This is a genomic window from Rhizobium azibense (genome assembly GCF_004342325.1).
In the GTDB taxonomy this organism is placed as follows: Bacteria; Pseudomonadota; Alphaproteobacteria; order Rhizobiales; family Rhizobiaceae; genus Rhizobium; species Rhizobium etli_B.
This window is the reverse complement of sequence record NZ_SMBJ01000004.1, coordinates 291,626-308,998: the sequence shown is the minus strand read 5'-3', so window position 1 is coordinate 308,998 and position 17,373 is coordinate 291,626. Positions and strand designations below refer to the sequence as shown.

Genomic DNA, 17,373 nt, shown 5'->3' with positions numbered 1-17,373 from the left:
CTCAGTCCCCGTCGGAGAAGGAGAAGCCGGCCGAAAGACCGATCGCGCCGCCATATTCGTCGCTGATGCGGGTGATCAATTCACGGCTCACCGCCAGAAATGCGTCGAGCTTGGCTTTCTCCGCATCGCTGGTTGCCACGTCAATATCCGGGTTGAGCTTCGGGACAGTATCAAGCAGGGTCTTGAAGTTCGCCTCGATTGCATCGGCAACGGGCTTCTTGTCGGCAGGCAGAAGTTCTGCCATTCCGGCCTTCTGCCAGAGCGTGCGCAGTCCCTCGAGATTTGCCGTCATCGATTTCCAGGTGTTTTTTGAGCGCCAGTAGATAGCCATCCGCGGGCGCGGTGCCGTGTCTCGACCTTTGTAAAACAGCTCCAGCCGCTGATCGCGGACGGTTTCGACGCCGTGGACAAGAATTCCGAGAAGCGCGGTCACCGCTTCCTTGTTGTCGATGAAATCTTCGCTTTGGGGACCGGGTCGTTTCCAGCTTGCCTGAACGCCGTCCGGCTTTTCCCAAGCCGCAACGACTTCGCCTGCCTCGCGCTGGATGTTGCCGGCGACAGCCGCACCATATTGACAGCGGAACCCGTTCTTTTGTTTGAGGAGATCGTCTGACCCGTTGCCGTAAAGCACGTATTCGAGCGCCGTCAGACCCTGCAAGGCGACACTCTTTTCACCAATCGCATCGACCGTTGCATCCTTCGGGTCGGCCTTGGCGAGCAGTGCCTGTACCTGTCTAAGGCCGACACCCTTGCGGTCAGGAAAGAAGAGGATGTGCTCGAAGAGATTGTCGTGCATCACCGGACCGGTTTGCACGATCTCGATAATCGACCAATAGCGGATTGTATCGTCGAAAGCAGATTTGGCCTTGTCCAAAGTCTGCTGTGTGCCCTCGTCGCAAAGGTCCTTCATCGCCGTCGTCAAGCGTGCCGTAGACTGCTGCATGTTTCGGTAGCCGGGACGGATCACCTCGTCGACGGCGCGCGCCATCACGCCCGGCACCGCTTCCTCGTTCAGCCCCGTCGGCGTCGACGCAGTCTGCGCAGTTGCCGATGCCGCAAGCATGAACGAAAGCAGGAGAGGTTGCCAAAGGCGCATTACAGGGACTCCAGGAATCTGATCAGGGCCTCTCTATCGTCTTTCGGCAGAGAGGAGAATGCATCGCGGGCTTTCTCCGCTTCGCCGCCGTGCCAGAGGATCGCTTCGGTAAGATTTCTGGCGCGGCCGTCGTGAAGGAGGAAGCTGTGTCCGCTGACAGTCCGGGTCAGTCCTATACCCCATAGCGGCGGCGTGCGCCATTCACGTCCGCTTGCGCGGCCAACTTGCTGGCCATCGGCAAGACCTTCGCCCATATCGTGCAGCAGAAAATCCGAATAAGGCCAGACAAGCTGAAAGGACTGAGCTTTTTCGGCGGCATCCCGACGTGTGACAAACTTGGGCACGTGGCAGGACGTGCAGCCGGAACGATAGAAGAGTTCCTTGCCTCTCAGCGTGTCAGGAAAGCTTGCCTTTCGCCGCGCCGGCACGGCGAGATTTGCGGAATAGAAGGTCACTAGATCGAGGATGGGTCCGGGCGCCTCTTCATCGCCCAGTCGCTTTTGAACACCGGTCGGCATTTTTTGGCATTTTATCTCGGCCTTCGTGCAATCCCCGTGTGCGTCCGGCCGGTCGGGCGTCGATATGCCGATATCGCTGGAGAAAGCGGCAGCGCTCTGGTCGCGCACAGTTGCATTCTGCGCCTTCCATCCGAAGCGGCCAAGGGCGACTATGCCTGTGCGATGATCACGCACGATGGCGGCCTTGCCTGAAATGCCATTACCATCTTTGTCGTCCGGATCGGCATGCGCGAGGATATCGGCTGCTGGAATGGCTTCGATGAGGCCCAACCCGATCATTGCCGGGGCGACGCGTGGCGATATCGTTGTCGCCGGATCGAGACTGCCGTAGGCAAGATCTCTCACATCGTAGGTTGGCGCTCGCAATGAGGCTGTTTCTCCGCCGGCAAGCGCCACGGTCGTTTCCGTATAGCGAATGACTATCTTGCCTTCGCCGGCGAGACCGGGCACGGCAAGGTCCTGCAGCTGATGACCATAAGTAGCGTCCGGGAAATTGACCGCGTCGGCATTTGCGATCTCCTCTCTTTCTTCCGGTGTCGCCGCTGCTCGACCAAGGCGAAAGAACATCGATGTGGCGCTGGCGCCGCCTTCCGGTGGCCTGCCGCGTCCGTCGTTTACGTGGCAGCTCATGCAGGAGCGCGCATTGAAGAGCGGCCCGAGGCCATCCGATGCCTGTGTCGAAGATGGTGCGGAAACCCAGAGCTTCTTGAAGAGTGCGTTGCCGAGCTTGAAGTTCTGCTCTTCTTCGAATGGGATGTTTGCCGAGATATGCGAAAAGGCATCCTGCGTAACCGGATCGACCGATGTGGCGGCACCTGCCTGCATCGCCTCGTATGGCTCGGCTTCGGAAAAATCGACGGCCGGGCGCGTTACTGCCTCGACGCGCTTCAAATCGGCATCGGAAAGATCGGTGCGCTTCGTGGGAAGATCAAAACCGGCGGCAAGAGCCACCGGAAGGCTGACAAGCGTGGCGCAGAAAGCAGCGCAAAGAACGACGCGACAAGCCGGATTATGCGGCATTTCAGAGTTCGGGCCGCTTGGGTTTGGAAGCGGCCCGCCTTTTTGCTTATTGGAAGACAGCGTCAGGCTTATCCAAGCTGTCGGAACCTTCAAGCGGAACCGTGCCAAGATCCAGCGCGGCAATAACACGCTGGATCGACTTCGTTTGGTCAACGAGGCCGTCGACGGCGGCTTGAACGGCGGCGTTGCCGTCCTTGTTGCCTTCAGCGATCATCTGGTCGTATTTCTCGACCGTCTCGCCGCGTTTTGCCATGGCGAGCATTGCATCAAGCGTCGTCTTCAGCTTGCCGGCGACTTCGGCATCGAGTGCCTTGTCTTTCGCGGCAACGAGATCGTGCAGCGACGGGCCGGTCAGCTTCGTTCCGTCGACGCGGGTATATTCCCCGCTGTAGGCGGCGGCGATGCCGATCGCATCGTTGAGGTGCGAGTTATAGGTGTTGTCGGAGAAGCAATCGTGCTCCTCTTCCGGATCGTGCAGCAACAAGCCGAGTTTCATCCGCTCGCCTGCGAGTTCGCCGTACGAGAGCGAGCCCATGCCGGTCAGAATCGCGACGAGGCCGGCCTTCGGATCGGCTTCGACGTTCTTTGTCGCGGCACCGTCAGCCGCCCAATGATCGGTCATTTCCTGCAGGTCGGAGACCAGCAGCGTGGATACCGACTTCAGGTATTCGGCGCGGCGATCGCAATTGCCGTTCGTGCAATTTTCGGGGTCGTAATCGGTTGCCGGGCGGCTGCCCGACCCCGGACCGGTGCCGTTCAGGTCCTGGCCCCAGAGCAGGAATTCGATGGCATGGTAGCCGGTCGCGACATTGGCTTCGACGCCACCTGCTTCCTGCAGCGTACCGGACAGGAATTCCGGCGTCAGCTTGGAAGCATCGATCTCCTTTCCGTCGATCTTGATCGTCTTGTTGGCGATGACGTTTGCAACATAGAGCGCGTTCTCGTCGCTCTCCGCTCCGTAGGAGGCATCGACATAATCGATCAGGCCTTCATCGAGCGGCCAAGCATTGACCTTGCCTTCCCAGTCATCGACGATCGGATTGCCGAAGCGGTAGACTTCCGTCTGCTGATAAGGAACACGGGCCGCAAGCCAAGCATCCTTGGCGGCCTTCAGCGTCTCGTCGTTCGGCGTCTTCAGGAAGGCGTCAATCGCCTTGTCGAGCGCTTTGGCGGTGATCAGCGAGTCCTCGTATTTGGCATGCGCCACTTCGGCGTAATGCTTCACGACGGCTGCAGCATCGGTGTCCGCGAGAGCCGGGCTGGATAGCGGGGCTATCACAAGCGCCAATGCTGCGCAGAATTTCTTGTTGAGCTTCATGGTCCTCTCCTGTGACGGATATCCGCCTGAAATCGCCCAAATCTCTTCGCCCAAAAGAAAACCAGTGTCAAATACTCTAGTTTGGAATGATTTTAAGAATTGGAGATTGTTTGAAAGCGCGTGTTCAGAAGGGATTTTTACTTGCAGAAGAACACAAGATTGAGCTGTTAGTGCAATTGTTCAATTCTGGTCCGGATCTGGTGCGCGCGCGACGCTATCTGCTGCGGCGCTGATTGCTGTCTGGTTGTCTTCTTCCTTGGGTGTTGGGTCGCGGCGACCGCCATCGGTCCTGCAATTGCCGGCGTGCTTGCCGTTGCAGAGCCCGCATCCGCCGGTGGGACCGCCAGGTGCTCAGTTCGCATCTCGGCGGGCTTGGGCTCTTTGCTGGCGTTCTATCCGAACGGCGTCCGGTGGTGGTGGTCGCAGACGTAGACCACGTCATCCCGCCGCGGCATCGATATCGACTTCGCGCGCGCGCCAGGCGATTTTAAGCCTTACGTTGCATGCGGCAGAAGAAGAAACCGTCCGTGTCAGTCGATGCCGGTGTCAGTGTAACCGTTTCACCATCAGACGACCGCGGGCGCGGCGCATCCTTGCCGAACAGCTCGTCCCAGCCAGCCAGGGCGCTTTCGATGGAGAATGCCGTATTTTCCGCGGTGAAGCGTCGTACCTGATCTTCGTTCTCCTGCGGCAGCACGGAACAGGTGACATAGATCAACTCGCCGCCGGGGCGCACGAAGGCGCTCGCCTGCTTCAAGGCATCCTGTTGCTGGCTCGTACGCTCGTCGAGGTTCTTCGCCGTCAGCCGCCATTTGGTATCGGGGCGGCGGCGCCAAGTGCCGGTGCCCGTGCAGGGGGCGTCGACCAGCACCTTGTCGCAGCGAGCGCGCAGGCTCGAAAGAGCCTTTGCATTGTCATGGACTTGAACATTGCGCGTACCGGCGCGCTTCAGGCGTTCGATGATCGGCGCAAGGCGTTTGCGGTCGGCATCATAGGCATGGATCTGGCCCTTGTTGTGCATGGCTGCCGCCATTGCTAGCGTCTTGCCGCCGCCTCCGGCGCAATAGTCGAGCACTTGCTCGCCATCCTTGGGCAGCACCAGATCGGCAACGATCTGCGATCCCTCGTCCTGAACTTCGAACCAGCCTTTTTGAAAGGAAAGCTCTGCTGTGACGTTCGGAAGCCGTGAGGCGCCTTCGCCGGCGGGAATCCGGATGCCATACCGCGCAATTTTCGCTTCATGAGCGCCGGCTCTTTCAAGCGCTTTGACCGCCTTCTGGCGGCTGGCCTTCAAAATGTTGGCGCGAAGATCGAGCGTTGGGCGGGAAGCGAGCGCCTTGGCTTCGGAAAGCCAGCTATCACCGAATGCAGTCTCGAAGGAGCTTTGCACCCACTCGGGAATATCACCCTGGACGTGGACAGGCGCGGAGGAAAGAGCCCGGTTCTGGAAGGCTGCCAGCGCTGCATCGGGCAGAGAAGGCGGCGCGAACCTGTCGTCGGAAAGTTCAGCGGTAAGCGCTTCCGGCGTGAAACCCCATTGGCGGAACATGACGGCATAAGCGATCGCCAGTGGGCCGTCGTCGTCCATCAGGAACGCGTGTGAAAGCCGCATGCGCAGCGCATCGTAAACGATGTTGCCGATTGCGGCGCGATCGCCGGAGCCGGCGAAACGATGCGCAAGGCCCCAGTCCTTCAGCGCCTCGGCGACAGGTCTCTTGCGCTGATCGATATCAGCCAGAACCGAAATCGCCCCCTCAAGGCGGCCGCCCAAACGCATTCACGAAACTCCCGTTGCCACGGACCTGTGCGCAACCGGCAGGAAGCATGTCACAAGTCTCAACCGCGTGGTATCCGCGATTGACGGCAAGAGCAAGCGCCGTCCGCTGCAGGTTCGGACGCTCAGCTGGCCGTGACGACTTCGTAGCAGACTTTGGCGGTACCGGAGCGGACCATGCCGATGTTCTGTGCGGCAGCGCGCGAAAGGTCGAGAACACGGCCGCGGATGAACGGGCCACGGTCATTGACCCGAACGATAACGCTGCGGCCATTATTGCGGTTGGTTACCCTAAGCTTCGTGCCGAAGCGGAGCGAACGGTGAGCGGCAGTCAAAATGGCAGGATTCATACGTTCGCCGGAAGCTGTTTTGGAATGCAGTGCGTACCACGAAGCACCACCACATCCGGCCGCAGCAAAACCTTCGGAAGGAAGGATGAAAGAACTAGCTGCAATAGCTACGGCAGCGACTATAGAGCGGCTGATATTCTTCAAAACGGATTGTCCCTCAACTATTGAACTTGCGCCTTTACGGGCGGCGGGGTTAAATCCGGCGAAAAGTGGCGAAAAAGTGCCGCTGTCTATCACGGAATGTTACAGCCGGTAATATTTGTGTTTTCCCGGGCCTCGGGTTGAAAAAGCGCGATTGCCGAGAAAATGGAAAAAAGATAAGAGAATCAGGTAAAATTAGAACGATTTTTTCTGCTGCGGCGCAGCGTCATGCTTTGTTGGAAAAGTAACAAAAATAATTTTCCGAACTTGCCACAATTGATGCCTCATTTGCGCAAATTCAGAGGCCGTTAACCATAAAGCGGAGCGAAATTCGGATCGCCAAAATGCCGAAGTAGGAATTTTCTACTCATTTCGAATGTGCCGGAACCGCCCGTTCGGACTAACCGCGCCACCGTCCGCTCTGCCACAATTGTGCAAGCGACACGGGGTAATTCGGAAAGCTAAAGCTATAGCCCGCAGCTTTCAATTTGGCGTTCGAAACACGCTTGTTCTCACCATAGAAGGAACGGGCCAGCGGGGTCAGCGCCGCGGTTTCGAAGGGCTGTTCCGGAGGCGGCTCAACACCCATCAGCCGCGCTGCTTCGACAATGACGTCCTGCGGCGGGCCGGGCAGGTCATCGGTCACATTATATAGGCCGCCAAGGGACCGGTCCGAGAGGTAGCGCGCCGATGCGGCGATATCCTCAACGCGGATGCGATTGAAAACCTGATCCTTCTTGATCAGGCGCCGGGCTGTGCCCCGTTCTAGATTGACGAATGCATTCCGGCCCGGGCCGTAGATGCCCGACAGGCGCAGTATGGCGGCCGGAATACCGAGATCCTTGCCGAGCGCCAGCCACGCACCCTCTGCCTCGAGCCTTTCCTTCGACCGCCCGGACACAGGAACGCAGACGGTCTCTTCGCTGACCCATTCACCCTTGTGGTCGCCGTATACGCCAACGGTGGAAAGATAGCCGATCCACTGAAGCGCCGGCATCATCTTGCCGAGCTGGCCGCCTGCGAGATTGATCAGCGGGTCGCCTGCTTCCCGCGGCGCGATCGATTGGACGAGGTGTGTGACGCTTGCCATGGCGTCAAGCAAGGCGGCACTGATATTCTCGCCCTCGAAAATGAAGGCTTCAATACCTTGGCTGCGCAGGAGCTCAGCCTTGTCTGCCGATCTGGTGGTGCCGGAAATGCGACCGGTTCCGACTGAGAACGCCTTGGCAATCGCCGTGCCGGAATAACCGCAGCCGAAAATCATCACATGCATCACATCACCCCCGCCAATTGCCATTCTGCAAGTACGCCCGCATCAGTCTCATCCGGCCTTTGTGCCGCAAAGTCTCCGAATTCACCAGGCTCCATCAATCGCGAAAGCGCCCAGATTGCCATGCCGCGAACATCCGCAGACGCGTCGGTGGCGAGCCTTCGGCATTGATCGGCAAGGCTCTGATCACCGGAATTGCCGGCGGCGATCAATACATTGCGGATAAAGCGGTCTCTGCCGATGCGCTTGACCGGCGAACCGCTGAAGAAAGTCCGGAAAGCCGCCTCATCCAGCGTCAGGAGAAAGGAAATCGACGGCTCTTTCAGGTCGTCACGGGCCCGCAGCTTCATTTCGGATGCCGATGCAGCAAACTTGTTCCACGGACAGGCGGCGAGGCAGTCGTCGCAACCATAGATCCGGTTGCCGATCAGCGGCCGGAATTCGACGTCGATTGGGCCTTTGTGCTCGATCGTCAGGTATGAGATGCAGCGCCGAGCGTCGATCTGATACGGCGCCGGGAATGCATTGGTCGGACAGGCATCGAGGCAGGCGCGGCACGAGCCGCAGTGATCGATCTCGGCGTCGTCAATATTGAGATCGGCCGTCGTGAACATCGAGCCAAGGAAAAGCCAGGACCCGTGGCTGCGACTGACCAGATTGGTATGCTTGCCCTGCCAGCCGAGGCCCGCTGCCGCGGCGAGTGGCTTTTCCATCACGGGTGCAGTGTCGACAAAGACTTTGACGTCGGCACCTGCCCGTGCTGCAAAGCGAGTGGCGATCTCCTTGAGCCGTCCCTTGATGACGTCGTGATAGTCGCGATTGCGCGCATAGACTGAGATCGCCGCCTTGTCCGGAGTTTCGAGAATATGGCGTGGGTCTTCCCCGGGGCCGTAATTGAGGCCGAAGACGACGATGGATTTCACATCGCTCCAGAGCGTGCGAGGATCGCCGCGGCGATCGCGCGTCTCAGCCATCCATTCCATCGTGCCGTGACGTCCGGCGTCGATGAATTCGCCAAGCCGTTCCTTCGCTTCTGGTATCGAATCGGGCCGCGTGATGCGACAGAGCTCAAAGCCGAGCTTTGCCGCCTCGGCACGAACAAAGGCGGTCAAACTGTCGCGGCGCTTGCGTTCTTTATCGTCTGCTATCCGTTCGGGCATCGAAAGCCCTCGTCAGAAATCCAGGTCTGCGTAGTGAGAGACCGGTGTGAGCCCACGCACCCGCTCCGTCAGCAGCGGGCGGAAGGACGGTCGTGATTTCATGCGCTGGTACCAATCCTTGGCGACCGGCGATTCCGTCCAGTCGATCTCGCCGAGATAGTCGAGGATCGACAGCGAAGCGGCCGCGGCGAGGTCGCCATAGCTCATGCGATCTCCTGCCAGCCACTGCCGCGAACCGGCAAGCCAGGTCAGGTATTTCATATGCTGGCGGATGTTGGCGCGTGCCGTGCGCAGGATCTTCGAATCCGGTGCTCCGCCGCCCTGATCTGCGCTCATCTGCAGCTTGTACACGCGTTCGCGGGCAAGGGGCCGTGTCACGTCCGTCTCCATCTTCTGCATGAACCATTCACCGAGGCGGCGAATTTCCGCGCGCTGGAAAGGATCCTCCGCAAGAAGCCGCCGGTCGCGCTTCAGCACGCCATGCGTTTCATCGAGATATTCCGAAATGACGGTCGCGCCGCAAAGAGCGCGCATGCTGTCGTCGACATAGACAGGCAGGGTACCGGCAGGATTGAGCGCCAGAAAGTCGCGCCGCTTTTCCCAGGGTTGCTCTTCAATGAGATCTGCCTGAAAGCCATACTCGCTCAGAATCAACCTGACGAAGCGTGAAGCGGATGACATAGGATGATGATAAAGCGTCGGCATCGATACCCGAAGTGTTGATTTGTCGCGGCATGCTCTGGTGCACTCATAATCATAGCGCCCTAGTCATGACTCATTCGTTGCAGCTATAGGAGCTTGGCCCTTTCAATACAAGCAAATCGGGCCTCGCCCGCCTCACAAGGGATAAAACATGGCTGATATCTTTAGCGCGCTCGTTCTAGGCCTCATTGAAGGCCTTACTGAATTCATACCGGTTTCCTCGACCGCCCATGTCCTGCTGGCAGGACATTTCCTGGGCTTTCGCTCGCCGGGCAATACATTTGTCGTTCTCATCCAGCTCGGCGCGATCCTTGCCATTCTTCTCGTCTATTTCAAACGGCTGCTGAGCCTGGCGCTTGCGTTGCCGCGCAGCGCGCGGGCGCGGCATTTCGTCCTTGCCGTACTCTTTGGTTTTCTGCCTGCCGCCGTCATCGGCGCAATGGCGCACGACTTCATCAAGAACGTGCTCTTCGAAACGCCGATGCTGATCTGCGTCGTCCTCATCCTTGGCGGCCTCGTCCTGCTTGCCGTCGACAAGATCCAGTTCAAGCCGAAATATCACGATGTGACGGAGTTCTCCCTGCCGATGGCGCTGAAGATAGGTTTCTTCCAATGCCTGGCAATGATCCCTGGGACATCCCGCTCCGGCGCGACGATCGTCGGCGCATTGCTGATGGGTGCCGACAAGCGCTCTGCGGCCGAATTCTCGTTCTTTCTCGCCATGCCGACGATGGTCGGCGCCTTCGCTCTGGATCTATACGAAAACCGCAATGTGCTGAGCTTCGATGACGGAATGCTCATCGTCATCGGATTCGTGGCGGCTTTCGTCTCGGCGCTATTCGTCGTGCGCGCACTGCTCGACTTCGTCTCGATCCGGGGCTATGCGCCCTTCGCCTGGTGGCGAATCTTCATTGGCGCGGCAGGCCTCGTCGGCTTGACGTTGTTCGGTTGATTTCAAGTATTTGACAAGAGGGGCGGCTGCGAAAGGAGCCGCCCTTGCCTCAGTGGTTGAGGGAGGCTGTGGAACAGGGATCGATGCCGTAAGCCGGCGCGCAGCCACCTTTCACCGCTGCGACCGAGCCGGGCGCGATGAAGGAACCTGCGAGAATAACCAGTGCCGCACACGCAAAAAGAAGCGCGATTGACTTGCCCATCGAATAAAGCCTTTCAAGTCGATTTAGCGCGCCGCAAATGGCGCTGAGTCCGGTTCAGGACGCGCGGGGTGTGTAGTCAGTGGAATGGCAAATAGCAATAAAGGTTGCAGCTAAATGTGACGTTAATTTCACTAATTTTTTGATGCGTCTTTTATGCAACGCCCTTCCGGCCGGGCGCTTTGGAAGCACGCGAAACTTGGCTCCGGCTGCCTGAAATAATCGAAAAGAAAACGCCGTCTGTGATCGACAGAGCGGCGCTTGCCCGATTGATAATTTTCTCAGGCTGCTTTTCCCGAACCCGTGTACTGGCCGTGCGGGCGATAATGCACCAGATACGACGGCAGTACGGAGGTCACCATTGTCGGCGTGACGCCGAGGGCCTTCAGCGTGAGGCCATCCGCTTCGGCCTTCGTTGAAACGACATTGTCGCGCTTCAGCAGGCGGACCTGGTCGGGCGTGATCGGAGGCTTAACGAATGGGACGAGCGAAGCGATGCTGCCGATCAGCGACGCGAGACTGAAGGGGATGGAAACCAGCCGGTTCTTCCGGGCGGTGATCTTCAGCATGATCTGAAGGCACTCTCGGAAGGTGAGCACTTCGGGACCCCCCAGTTCATAGATCGTTCCGCTCGCAGCCTTGCCCTCGACGGCGCGTGCCACGGCTTCTGCCACATCCTCCACGTAGACCGGCTGCAGCTTCGTCTTGCCGCCACCGATGAGGGGAAGCACCGGCGAAAGGCGAGCCATCTCCGCAAATTTGTTGAAGAACCCGTCTTCCGGCCCGAAAACGATGGAGGGACGGAAGATTATGGCGTCCTTCTTGATCGAAAGGATTGCCGCCTCCGCGCGGCCCTTGGTGCGGGCATAGCTGGAATCCGAATGGGCGTCGGCGCCGATTGCAGAAATATGGATGAGCTTCGCGCCGGATGCCCGGGCGGCTTCCGCCACGGCGCGTGCACCGAATTCCTGCACTGCATCGAAGGTGTTGCGCCCCGTCTCAAAGAGCACGCCGACACAGTTGATGACGACGTCGGCACCCTCGACGGCGCGATCGACCGAATTGCGATATCGCAGGTTCGCCTGGACAAAAGAAATCTGGCCGACATTGCCGAGCGGCTGCAGGAAGCCTGCGAGATCCGGCCGGCGCACCGCGACGCGGATGCGATAGCCGCGCTTTGCGAGGGAGCGCACGATATGCCTGCCCAGAAAGCCAGAGCCTCCGAACACGGTCACGAGCGGCGGCAGATTGGCAAGGGTCATGGCAGGCTCCTCGAAAGGCTTGATGGATGCGTTGATCGGCACTCGTATTAGCCGAAACCCAGCGCGACGGAAAGGTCCATCTTGCCTCGCCTTCGCAGGTGCGAAGAGCGCTCAGATGCCTTCTACGACCATCATTTCCGCGTCGGCAGCTTGCTGGCGGATCCGGGCAGCGATCTGGTATTCCGGCGAGTTGTAGCAATCGACCGCAGCCTGCATGGATGGGAACTCGATGACGACGTTTCGGGCTCGCGATTTACCTTCGAGTTCGGTGATTGAACCACCGCGGGCGAGGAAGTTTGCACCGTACTTTTCAAAGGCCGGCTTTGCTGCCGCGACGTAGTCCTTGTAGCGCTCGGGATCGCGAACATCGACGTGTGCAATCCAATACCCTTTTGCCATGGTGTTTTCCTCCCTGTTGACAGTTGCCCACGTCGTTCAAATTGCTGATATGCTCAGTATCGGCTGTGTCCTTCAAGCGTCAGAGAACGGCTTCCATCTCGGCAAGAATGGCGCATGCCGCTTCCTTCGGATCGGGCGCCCTGACGATCGGGCGGGCGACGACGAGATGGCTCGAGCCGGCCCTCAGGGCATCGGCGGGCGTCATGACACGCTTCTGATCACCCCTTTCGCTACCAGCCGGGCGAATGCCGGGGGTGACGACGGCCATGCGAGGTCCGACGATTTTCCGGACGGCGGCGGATTCTTCGGCGGAGCAGACGACGCCGCCCATGCCAGCGAGCAACGCCTGTTCGGCACGGCGCAGCACCAGTGTATGTGGGTCGTATTCGTAACCTGCGGCCAGCAGATCCTGTTCGTCCATCGAGGTAAGGACGGTGACCCCGAGCAGGCATAGATCGGAACCCTTTGCCGCTTCGACGGCAGCCTTCATCGCCTTGGGGTAAGCATGGAGCGTCAGCATGGACATTCCCATCGTCACGATATTCTCGACGCCGGAGGCGACCGTGTTGTCGATATCGAGCAGCTTCATGTCGAGGAAGATCTTCTTGCCGCTTCGTGCGAGATCGCGAGCGAATTCCAGACCGCCGGCGAAGGCGAGCTGATAGCCGATCTTGAAGAAGAGAATGTCGTCGCCGAGCGTCGAGACGAGCTGTTCGGCCTCGCCAAGTGTCGGAACATCGAGTCCGACGATCAACCGCTCGCGTGCGTTCATCTCACATCCATCCGTGCCAGTATTCCATGGGCGTCCAGTCGCATGATAAGCGCCGGTCCGCAAGGCTGAAACAATAGAGATTGCCGCCGCCGGGCGGCTGATCGCGGTCGCGTGCGATGGCGCGGCTCTCAAGATGGCATTTGAGCAGCGTGCCGACCCCGCCATGCCCGATAAAGGCGATTGCCTCGTTGGGATCGTGGTCGGCAAGAACAGCGTCGAAGGCCGAAACGATGCGCTGCTGCGCATCGGCGGCACGCTCCCAGCCTCTGAAACTATCTTGCGGATGCGCGAAGAACCGGTCGGCGGCTTTCTCGAACTCCGGAGGCGGCAGGAATCCCGTTGCAGACCGGTCGTTCTCATGCATGCCATGCCGGATTTCGACGGCCACATGAGCCGTCGCGGACAGAATTTCAGCGGTCTCGATGGCTTTCGTCTCGTCGCTAGAAACAATACGGCGCAGCTGCCTCACCCAGCTGCTTTCTGCCGCCTTGCGCGCGCGAGCCTCGCCGATCTCGGATAAACCCCATTTGGGCACCGCGAGGTTCGGATCGATTTTCACTTGCGGGTGGGTGATGTACAGCCCGTACATATCAGCTGCGTCGGTAGATCCACAGTTGTGCCGGCGGAATATTGCGGACGATAAAATCGAAATGCTGGATGTGGTAGCGCTCCGGCCGTGCGATGATCGGCGAGACGGGACCATAGGAAATCTGCACGACCGGCCTTCCTGCCGGAATACGGTCGAGCAGGCTTTCGAGAAGGGCAATTCGCGCCTGCATCGGGAAATTCAGCAGCGGCACGGCCGAAACGACGGAATCGAATGTCTGATCCTTGAGGTCGCCGAGCGTCTTGTCGAGGTTGAAGGCGTCGCCATTGATGAAGCGGACACTGGGGTAGAGGCGAACGAGATGCTCGTAGAAATCCGTCGAATATTCGATGGCGACGAGATTTTCCGGCTTCACTCCGCGCCCGAGGATCGCTTTGGTGATCGCGCCCGTGCCAGGACCGAGTTCAAGAACCGGGAGGCCAGAATTCAGGTTGACGATGCTCGCCATCTTGCGGGCGGTGATGGAGGAGGTGGGAACGATGGAGCCGACCGTTTTCGGCCCCTGCATCATGCCCTTGAAGAAACGAATTTCTTCATCGAACTTTTTGCCGAGCCGTTCTTTCAGCCGCAACGCCATGCCGTCCTCCACGAATAATTTACTAAACCGCTGGCTACCTATTTGCCATCCTCTGGCGCAAAAACAAGACCAAACGTCGCAATCGGCAAACTTTAGCGCAGCAAATGCGACGTGCGCTTACACACGCATCGGCATCAGGACGTAAAGTGCATCATCGCCGGCGGTATCGCGAATGAGAGTCGGCGAGCCTGCATCCGCAAGCAGAAAAATCGCCTGATCACCGGAAAGCTGCGCAGTGATGTCGAGCAGATATTTGGCATTGAAACCGATTTCCATGGCATCCGTGTCGTAACCGACGGCGACTTCTTCCGTCGCGCTGCCGGAATCCGGATTGTTGACGGTGAGCAGAAGCTGGCCGTCCGAAAGCGCAAGCTTCACGGCGCGACCGCGCTCGGAAGAAATCGTCGAAACGCGGTCGACAGCCTGAGCGAATGTCGTGCAATCGACGCGCATTTCCTTGTCGTTGCCGGTGGGGATCACACGCTGGTAATCCGGAAAGGTGCCATCGATGAGCTTCGAGGTCATGACGATCGAGTCGATGCCGAGGCGGATCTTGGCATCTGAGACTTCGACGGTGACTACCGCGTCGGGATTGTCGACGAGCTTCTGCAGTTCACCAACCGTCTTGCGCGGAATGATGATGCCCGGCATGCCTTCAGAGCCAGAGGGCGCCTTCACGTCGGCACGCGCGAGGCGGTGTCCGTCGGTTGCTACCGCACGCAGCTTCAGGTCGCCGTCGCTTTCGATCGTGTGGAAGAATATGCCGTTCAGATAGTAGCGCGTTTCTTCCGTCGAGATCGCAAACTGCGTGCGGTCGATCAGCATCTTGAGATCGGCCGCCCTCAGCTTGAAGGAATGCGTAAACGTGCCGGCGGTCAGATCCGGGAAATCGGATTCCGGCAGGCACTGCAGCGAGAATTTCGAGCGGCCGGACTGGACAGCCATGGATCCGCCATCCGCCGATGTTGCCAGAAGAACTTCCGAACCATCCGGCAGTTTGCGGACAATGTCGTAAAGAAGATGCGCCGGAACGGTTGTGGCGCCGCCCTGCTCGACATTGGCGGGCGTCGCTTCGGTCACTTCCAGGTCGAGGTCCGTCGCCTTCATGTCAAGGTTCTGGCCATCGGCGCGCAGCATGATATTGGACAGGATCGGGATCGTGTTGCGACGTTCGACCACGCGGTGAACGTGGTTCAGCGACTTCAAAAGGTTTGACCGCTCAATAGTTATACGCATGGGATGCTACCGCTTTCGACCGTTACTGCCCCAGCACGCAAGACGCGCCGGAAGATGCTGTCCGGCTCCGGGCCGGAGGAGTGGACAGGCAAAATGGCAGAACTTTGCTCACGAATGCAAGGGGTGCGAGACGCAGCATCGCTGCAAATGCCGTTTTCCGGGACAATGCTCACAGAAATCCGAACACTTGCTGCGGGCCAAACGCCCGCGCATAAAGGTAGAAAGCCAAAGGAGCCATCGAAATTGAACAATGAGGAAACGGCAGGCGAGGGCGGCAGGCAGCGCGGCTATCGGCTGCATAATGTCGCCATCCCGGCGCGCCCGCTGGAAGCGGCACTTTATCTTGTCGCTACGCCGATCGGTAATCTGGGCGATATTACGTTGCGGGCCCTGGAAACGCTGGCAGGCGCTGATGTGCTCGCCTGCGAGGATACGCGTGTGACCCGCGTTCTGCTCGACCGATACGGCATTCACAACCGGCCCTTTGCCTATCACGAGCACAATGCCGACGAGGCCGGTCCGCGATTGCTGCAGGCCCTGGAGGCGGGCAGGTCTGTTGCACTTGTCTCCGACGCCGGGACGCCGCTCGTCTCTGACCCCGGCTATCGTCTTGCACAATCTGCGATCGAAGCAGGTTACCGTGTCGTTCCCATTCCGGGAGCATCGGCGCCGCTTGCCGCACTTGTCGGCTCGGGCCTGCCGAACGACACCTTTTTGTTTGCGGGATTCCTCCCGGCGAAGGACAAAGCGCGGCGCGACCGGCTGGCGGAATTTGTCGCCGCTCCAGCGACGCTCCTCTTCTTTGACTCGCCGCATCGGATCGGCGCGACGCTGGCTGCTGCCGCCGACGTGCTCGGGCCCAGCCGTAGGGCTTCCGTTTGCCGCGAATTGACGAAGACATACGAGGAGTTCCGCCGCGGCACGCTTGCAGAGCTTGCTGCGTATTATGGCGAAAACCACAATGTGAAGGGCGAGATCGTGCTCGTCGTCGGCCCACCGCAAGAGCAGCCGGCGGACGAATCGGATGTGGAGGCCATCCTCGCCGACCTTGCGACTTCCATGCCGACGGCAAAGGCAGCCGCCGAAGCAGCTCGCGTCACCGGGTTGCCGCGCAAGGAACTCTACCAGCGCTTACTTGATATGAAAGCCAAGGATGGGCAGTAGCTGTGCGACCATTAGCCGGCAAACAACGCATGTTCCGAGCTGTGACTTCACCATCTGATCTGCGCCTGGCAGTTTAAAATAAAAATGCGATGTCATCGCGGCAATGGCGCTGGTGCCGGTGGTGCGCTCACTGCTCATCATCCGACAGTCGCACACGCATATCCCAAAGAGTTGAAATGGACTGCTAAAATTTTAGCGGCCGATTGAACGCCTCTGTTACGGGTTTCTGCTATTGGGGCAATGATTGGGTAGCAGATTAGGGGGATCCATGGCCATGAAGCTCATGCTGGCAAGCGCAGTTGCAATGGCCGCGCGTTCGCTGCCGTATGTCGTCGCGCCAGCACGAGGCAGGAATTTCGTTGCACACTCCAGCGACCACCTGCCGATGAAATCGACCCCGATCAATCCGGACTGGATCGTCGATGGCGACCCGCAGGCGCGCACGGCCGAACATTCCCGCGGTCATGACGACGCATCGTTCACGGCAATCTGGGACTGCACAGCTGGAGAATTTCGCTGGTTTTTCGGCTGGGACGAGACGGTGATGATCCTCGAAGGCGAAGTGCACGTCACCGCCGAAGACGGAACGGAACGCACTCTACGAGCCGGCGACGTTGCCTTCTTCGCGGGTGGTACATGGGCGAACTGGCGCGTGGACAACTACGTCCGGAAGATCGCTTTTCTGCGAAAGCCCTTTCCCAAGCCTGTGGCGATGCTCTATCGGCTTCGCAACCTGTTGCGCAGCAGCGGCCAGCAGGGTTTCGCCGCCTGAAAATCCTTGAGGCCCGCACCTGGAGGTCCTTGATTGGCCGTTGCGTTTGCTTTGCTTGCGACCTACATCTGTCCGGCACTCACT

At 59.3% G+C, this 17,373-nt stretch carries 18 protein-coding genes; 3 read left to right on the top strand and 15 right to left on the bottom strand.

Translation table 11 applies throughout. The features are described from left to right. Position 1: 1 nt before the first annotated feature. From EV130_RS11915 to EV130_RS11880, 8 genes are all read right to left on the bottom strand, one after another. Positions 2 to 1,096, bottom strand: a complete 1,095-nt coding sequence (locus tag EV130_RS11915; protein ID WP_074059901.1) for an imelysin family protein — start codon at positions 1,094 to 1,096, stop codon at positions 2 to 4. Beyond that, positions 1,096 to 2,634: a di-heme oxidoreductase family protein gene (locus EV130_RS11910; protein WP_132660380.1), complete on the bottom strand. Its 1,539-nt coding sequence runs from the start codon at positions 2,632 to 2,634 to the stop codon at positions 1,096 to 1,098. Before EV130_RS11910 ends, EV130_RS11915 begins: the two co-directional genes overlap by 1 nt. Positions 2,635 to 2,680: 46 nt before the next feature. Further along, positions 2,681 to 3,952, bottom strand: a complete 1,272-nt coding sequence (locus EV130_RS11905) for an imelysin family protein (RefSeq protein WP_132660378.1) — start codon at positions 3,950 to 3,952, stop codon at positions 2,681 to 2,683. Positions 3,953 to 4,439: 487 nt separating this feature from the next. Next, on the bottom strand, positions 4,440 to 5,729 hold the full coding sequence (locus tag EV130_RS11900; RefSeq protein ID WP_132660376.1) for an RsmB/NOP family class I SAM-dependent RNA methyltransferase: 1,290 nt from the start codon (positions 5,727 to 5,729) through the stop codon (positions 4,440 to 4,442). Between the two features lie 122 nt (positions 5,730 to 5,851). Beyond that, positions 5,852 to 6,220 carry a septal ring lytic transglycosylase RlpA family protein gene (locus tag EV130_RS11895; RefSeq protein WP_074059905.1) on the bottom strand — a complete coding sequence of 123 codons (369 nt, stop codon included), beginning with the start codon at positions 6,218 to 6,220 and terminating at the stop codon, positions 5,852 to 5,854. A 397-nt stretch (positions 6,221 to 6,617) separates the two neighbouring features. Beyond that, positions 6,618 to 7,490: an SDR family oxidoreductase gene (locus tag EV130_RS11890; protein ID WP_074059906.1), complete on the bottom strand. Its 873-nt coding sequence runs from the start codon at positions 7,488 to 7,490 to the stop codon at positions 6,618 to 6,620. Beyond that, positions 7,490 to 8,647, bottom strand: coding sequence for a tRNA epoxyqueuosine(34) reductase QueG (gene queG / locus EV130_RS11885; RefSeq protein ID WP_132551216.1), 1,158 nt, complete (start codon positions 8,645 to 8,647; stop codon positions 7,490 to 7,492). The genes EV130_RS11890 and queG overlap by 1 nt, the downstream gene beginning before the upstream one ends. 12 nt (positions 8,648 to 8,659) lie before the next feature. Beyond that, positions 8,660 to 9,352, bottom strand: a complete 693-nt coding sequence (locus tag EV130_RS11880) for a glutathione S-transferase family protein (protein WP_074059908.1) — start codon at positions 9,350 to 9,352, stop codon at positions 8,660 to 8,662. Between the two features lie 148 nt (positions 9,353 to 9,500). On the opposite strand from EV130_RS11880, the gene EV130_RS11875 reads away from it, so the two are divergent. After that, positions 9,501 to 10,301: an undecaprenyl-diphosphate phosphatase gene (locus tag EV130_RS11875; RefSeq protein ID WP_074059909.1), complete on the top strand. Its 801-nt coding sequence runs from the start codon at positions 9,501 to 9,503 to the stop codon at positions 10,299 to 10,301. Positions 10,302 to 10,350: 49 nt separating this feature from the next. Here EV130_RS11875 and EV130_RS32900 read toward each other — a convergent pair whose 3' ends face one another. The 7 genes from EV130_RS32900 to dnaN all read right to left on the bottom strand — a co-directional run bounded on the left by EV130_RS32900 (position 10,351) and on the right by dnaN (position 15,353). Beyond that, positions 10,351 to 10,503 (bottom strand): hypothetical protein, encoded by a 153-nt coding sequence (locus tag EV130_RS32900; protein WP_027510599.1) that lies wholly within the window; start codon positions 10,501 to 10,503, stop codon positions 10,351 to 10,353. Positions 10,504 to 10,781: 278 nt separating this feature from the next. Next, positions 10,782 to 11,762, bottom strand: a complete 981-nt coding sequence (locus tag EV130_RS11870; RefSeq protein WP_132660374.1) for a complex I NDUFA9 subunit family protein — start codon at positions 11,760 to 11,762, stop codon at positions 10,782 to 10,784. A 111-nt stretch (positions 11,763 to 11,873) separates the two neighbouring features. Further along, entirely contained in the window at positions 11,874 to 12,161 is a 288-nt protein-coding gene (locus tag EV130_RS11865; RefSeq protein WP_074059910.1) for a DUF1330 domain-containing protein, read from the bottom strand. A 79-nt stretch (positions 12,162 to 12,240) separates the two neighbouring features. Further along, on the bottom strand, positions 12,241 to 12,933 hold the full coding sequence (pyrF, locus tag EV130_RS11860) for an orotidine-5'-phosphate decarboxylase (protein WP_074059911.1): 693 nt from the start codon (positions 12,931 to 12,933) through the stop codon (positions 12,241 to 12,243). Position 12,934: 1 nt separating this feature from the next. Further along, the gene (locus tag EV130_RS11855) at positions 12,935 to 13,522 is read right to left on the bottom strand and encodes a histidine phosphatase family protein (RefSeq protein ID WP_132551210.1); all 588 of its coding nucleotides are present in this window, start codon (positions 13,520 to 13,522) and stop codon (positions 12,935 to 12,937) included. A 1-nt stretch (position 13,523) separates the two neighbouring features. After that, positions 13,524 to 14,117, bottom strand: coding sequence for a phospholipid N-methyltransferase PmtA (pmtA, locus tag EV130_RS11850; RefSeq protein WP_074059913.1), 594 nt, complete (start codon positions 14,115 to 14,117; stop codon positions 13,524 to 13,526). A 117-nt stretch (positions 14,118 to 14,234) separates the two neighbouring features. Further along, positions 14,235 to 15,353: a DNA polymerase III subunit beta gene (gene dnaN / locus EV130_RS11845; protein ID WP_132551208.1), complete on the bottom strand. Its 1,119-nt coding sequence runs from the start codon at positions 15,351 to 15,353 to the stop codon at positions 14,235 to 14,237. Between the two features lie 243 nt (positions 15,354 to 15,596). Here dnaN and rsmI point away from each other — a divergent pair, with 243 nt between their 5' ends. Continuing rightward, positions 15,597 to 16,517, top strand: coding sequence for a 16S rRNA (cytidine(1402)-2'-O)-methyltransferase (rsmI, locus tag EV130_RS11840; RefSeq protein ID WP_245520051.1), 921 nt, complete (start codon positions 15,597 to 15,599; stop codon positions 16,515 to 16,517). 268 nt (positions 16,518 to 16,785) lie between these two features. Next, a complete protein-coding gene (locus tag EV130_RS11835; RefSeq protein ID WP_074059915.1) occupies positions 16,786 to 17,289 on the top strand; it encodes a cupin domain-containing protein in 504 nt (167 codons plus the stop codon). Positions 17,290 to 17,373 lie beyond the last annotated feature (84 nt).

Bases quoted from the DNA above. Each gene is read 5' to 3' on its own strand.
- EV130_RS11890 (WP_074059906.1), bottom strand. From the start codon at position 7,490: ATGCATGTGATGATTTTCGGCTGCGGTTATTCCGGCACGGCGATTGCC.
- EV130_RS11905 (WP_132660378.1), bottom strand. From the start codon at position 3,952: ATGAAGCTCAACAAGAAATTCTGCGCAGCATTGGCGCTTGTGATAGCC.
- EV130_RS11865 (WP_074059910.1), bottom strand. From the start codon at position 12,161: ATGGCAAAAGGGTATTGGATTGCACACGTCGATGTTCGCGATCCCGAG.
- EV130_RS11900 (WP_132660376.1), bottom strand. From the start codon at position 5,729: ATGCGTTTGGGCGGCCGCCTTGAGGGGGCGATTTCGGTTCTGGCTGAT.
- EV130_RS11855 (WP_132551210.1), bottom strand. From the start codon at position 13,522: ATGTACGGGCTGTACATCACCCACCCGCAAGTGAAAATCGATCCGAAC.
- EV130_RS11910 (WP_132660380.1), bottom strand. From the start codon at position 2,634: ATGCCGCATAATCCGGCTTGTCGCGTCGTTCTTTGCGCTGCTTTCTGC.
- dnaN (WP_132551208.1), bottom strand. From the start codon at position 15,353: ATGCGTATAACTATTGAGCGGTCAAACCTTTTGAAGTCGCTGAACCAC.
- EV130_RS11875 (WP_074059909.1), top strand. From the start codon at position 9,501: ATGGCTGATATCTTTAGCGCGCTCGTTCTAGGCCTCATTGAAGGCCTT.
- EV130_RS11835 (WP_074059915.1), top strand. From the start codon at position 16,786: ATGGCCATGAAGCTCATGCTGGCAAGCGCAGTTGCAATGGCCGCGCGT.
- pmtA (WP_074059913.1), bottom strand. From the start codon at position 14,117: ATGGCGTTGCGGCTGAAAGAACGGCTCGGCAAAAAGTTCGATGAAGAA.
- EV130_RS11870 (WP_132660374.1), bottom strand. From the start codon at position 11,762: ATGACCCTTGCCAATCTGCCGCCGCTCGTGACCGTGTTCGGAGGCTCT.
- pyrF (WP_074059911.1), bottom strand. From the start codon at position 12,933: ATGAACGCACGCGAGCGGTTGATCGTCGGACTCGATGTTCCGACACTT.
- EV130_RS11915 (WP_074059901.1), bottom strand. From the start codon at position 1,096: ATGCGCCTTTGGCAACCTCTCCTGCTTTCGTTCATGCTTGCGGCATCG.
- EV130_RS32900 (WP_027510599.1), bottom strand. From the start codon at position 10,503: ATGGGCAAGTCAATCGCGCTTCTTTTTGCGTGTGCGGCACTGGTTATT.
- queG (WP_132551216.1), bottom strand. From the start codon at position 8,647: ATGCCCGAACGGATAGCAGACGATAAAGAACGCAAGCGCCGCGACAGT.
- EV130_RS11880 (WP_074059908.1), bottom strand. From the start codon at position 9,352: ATGCCGACGCTTTATCATCATCCTATGTCATCCGCTTCACGCTTCGTC.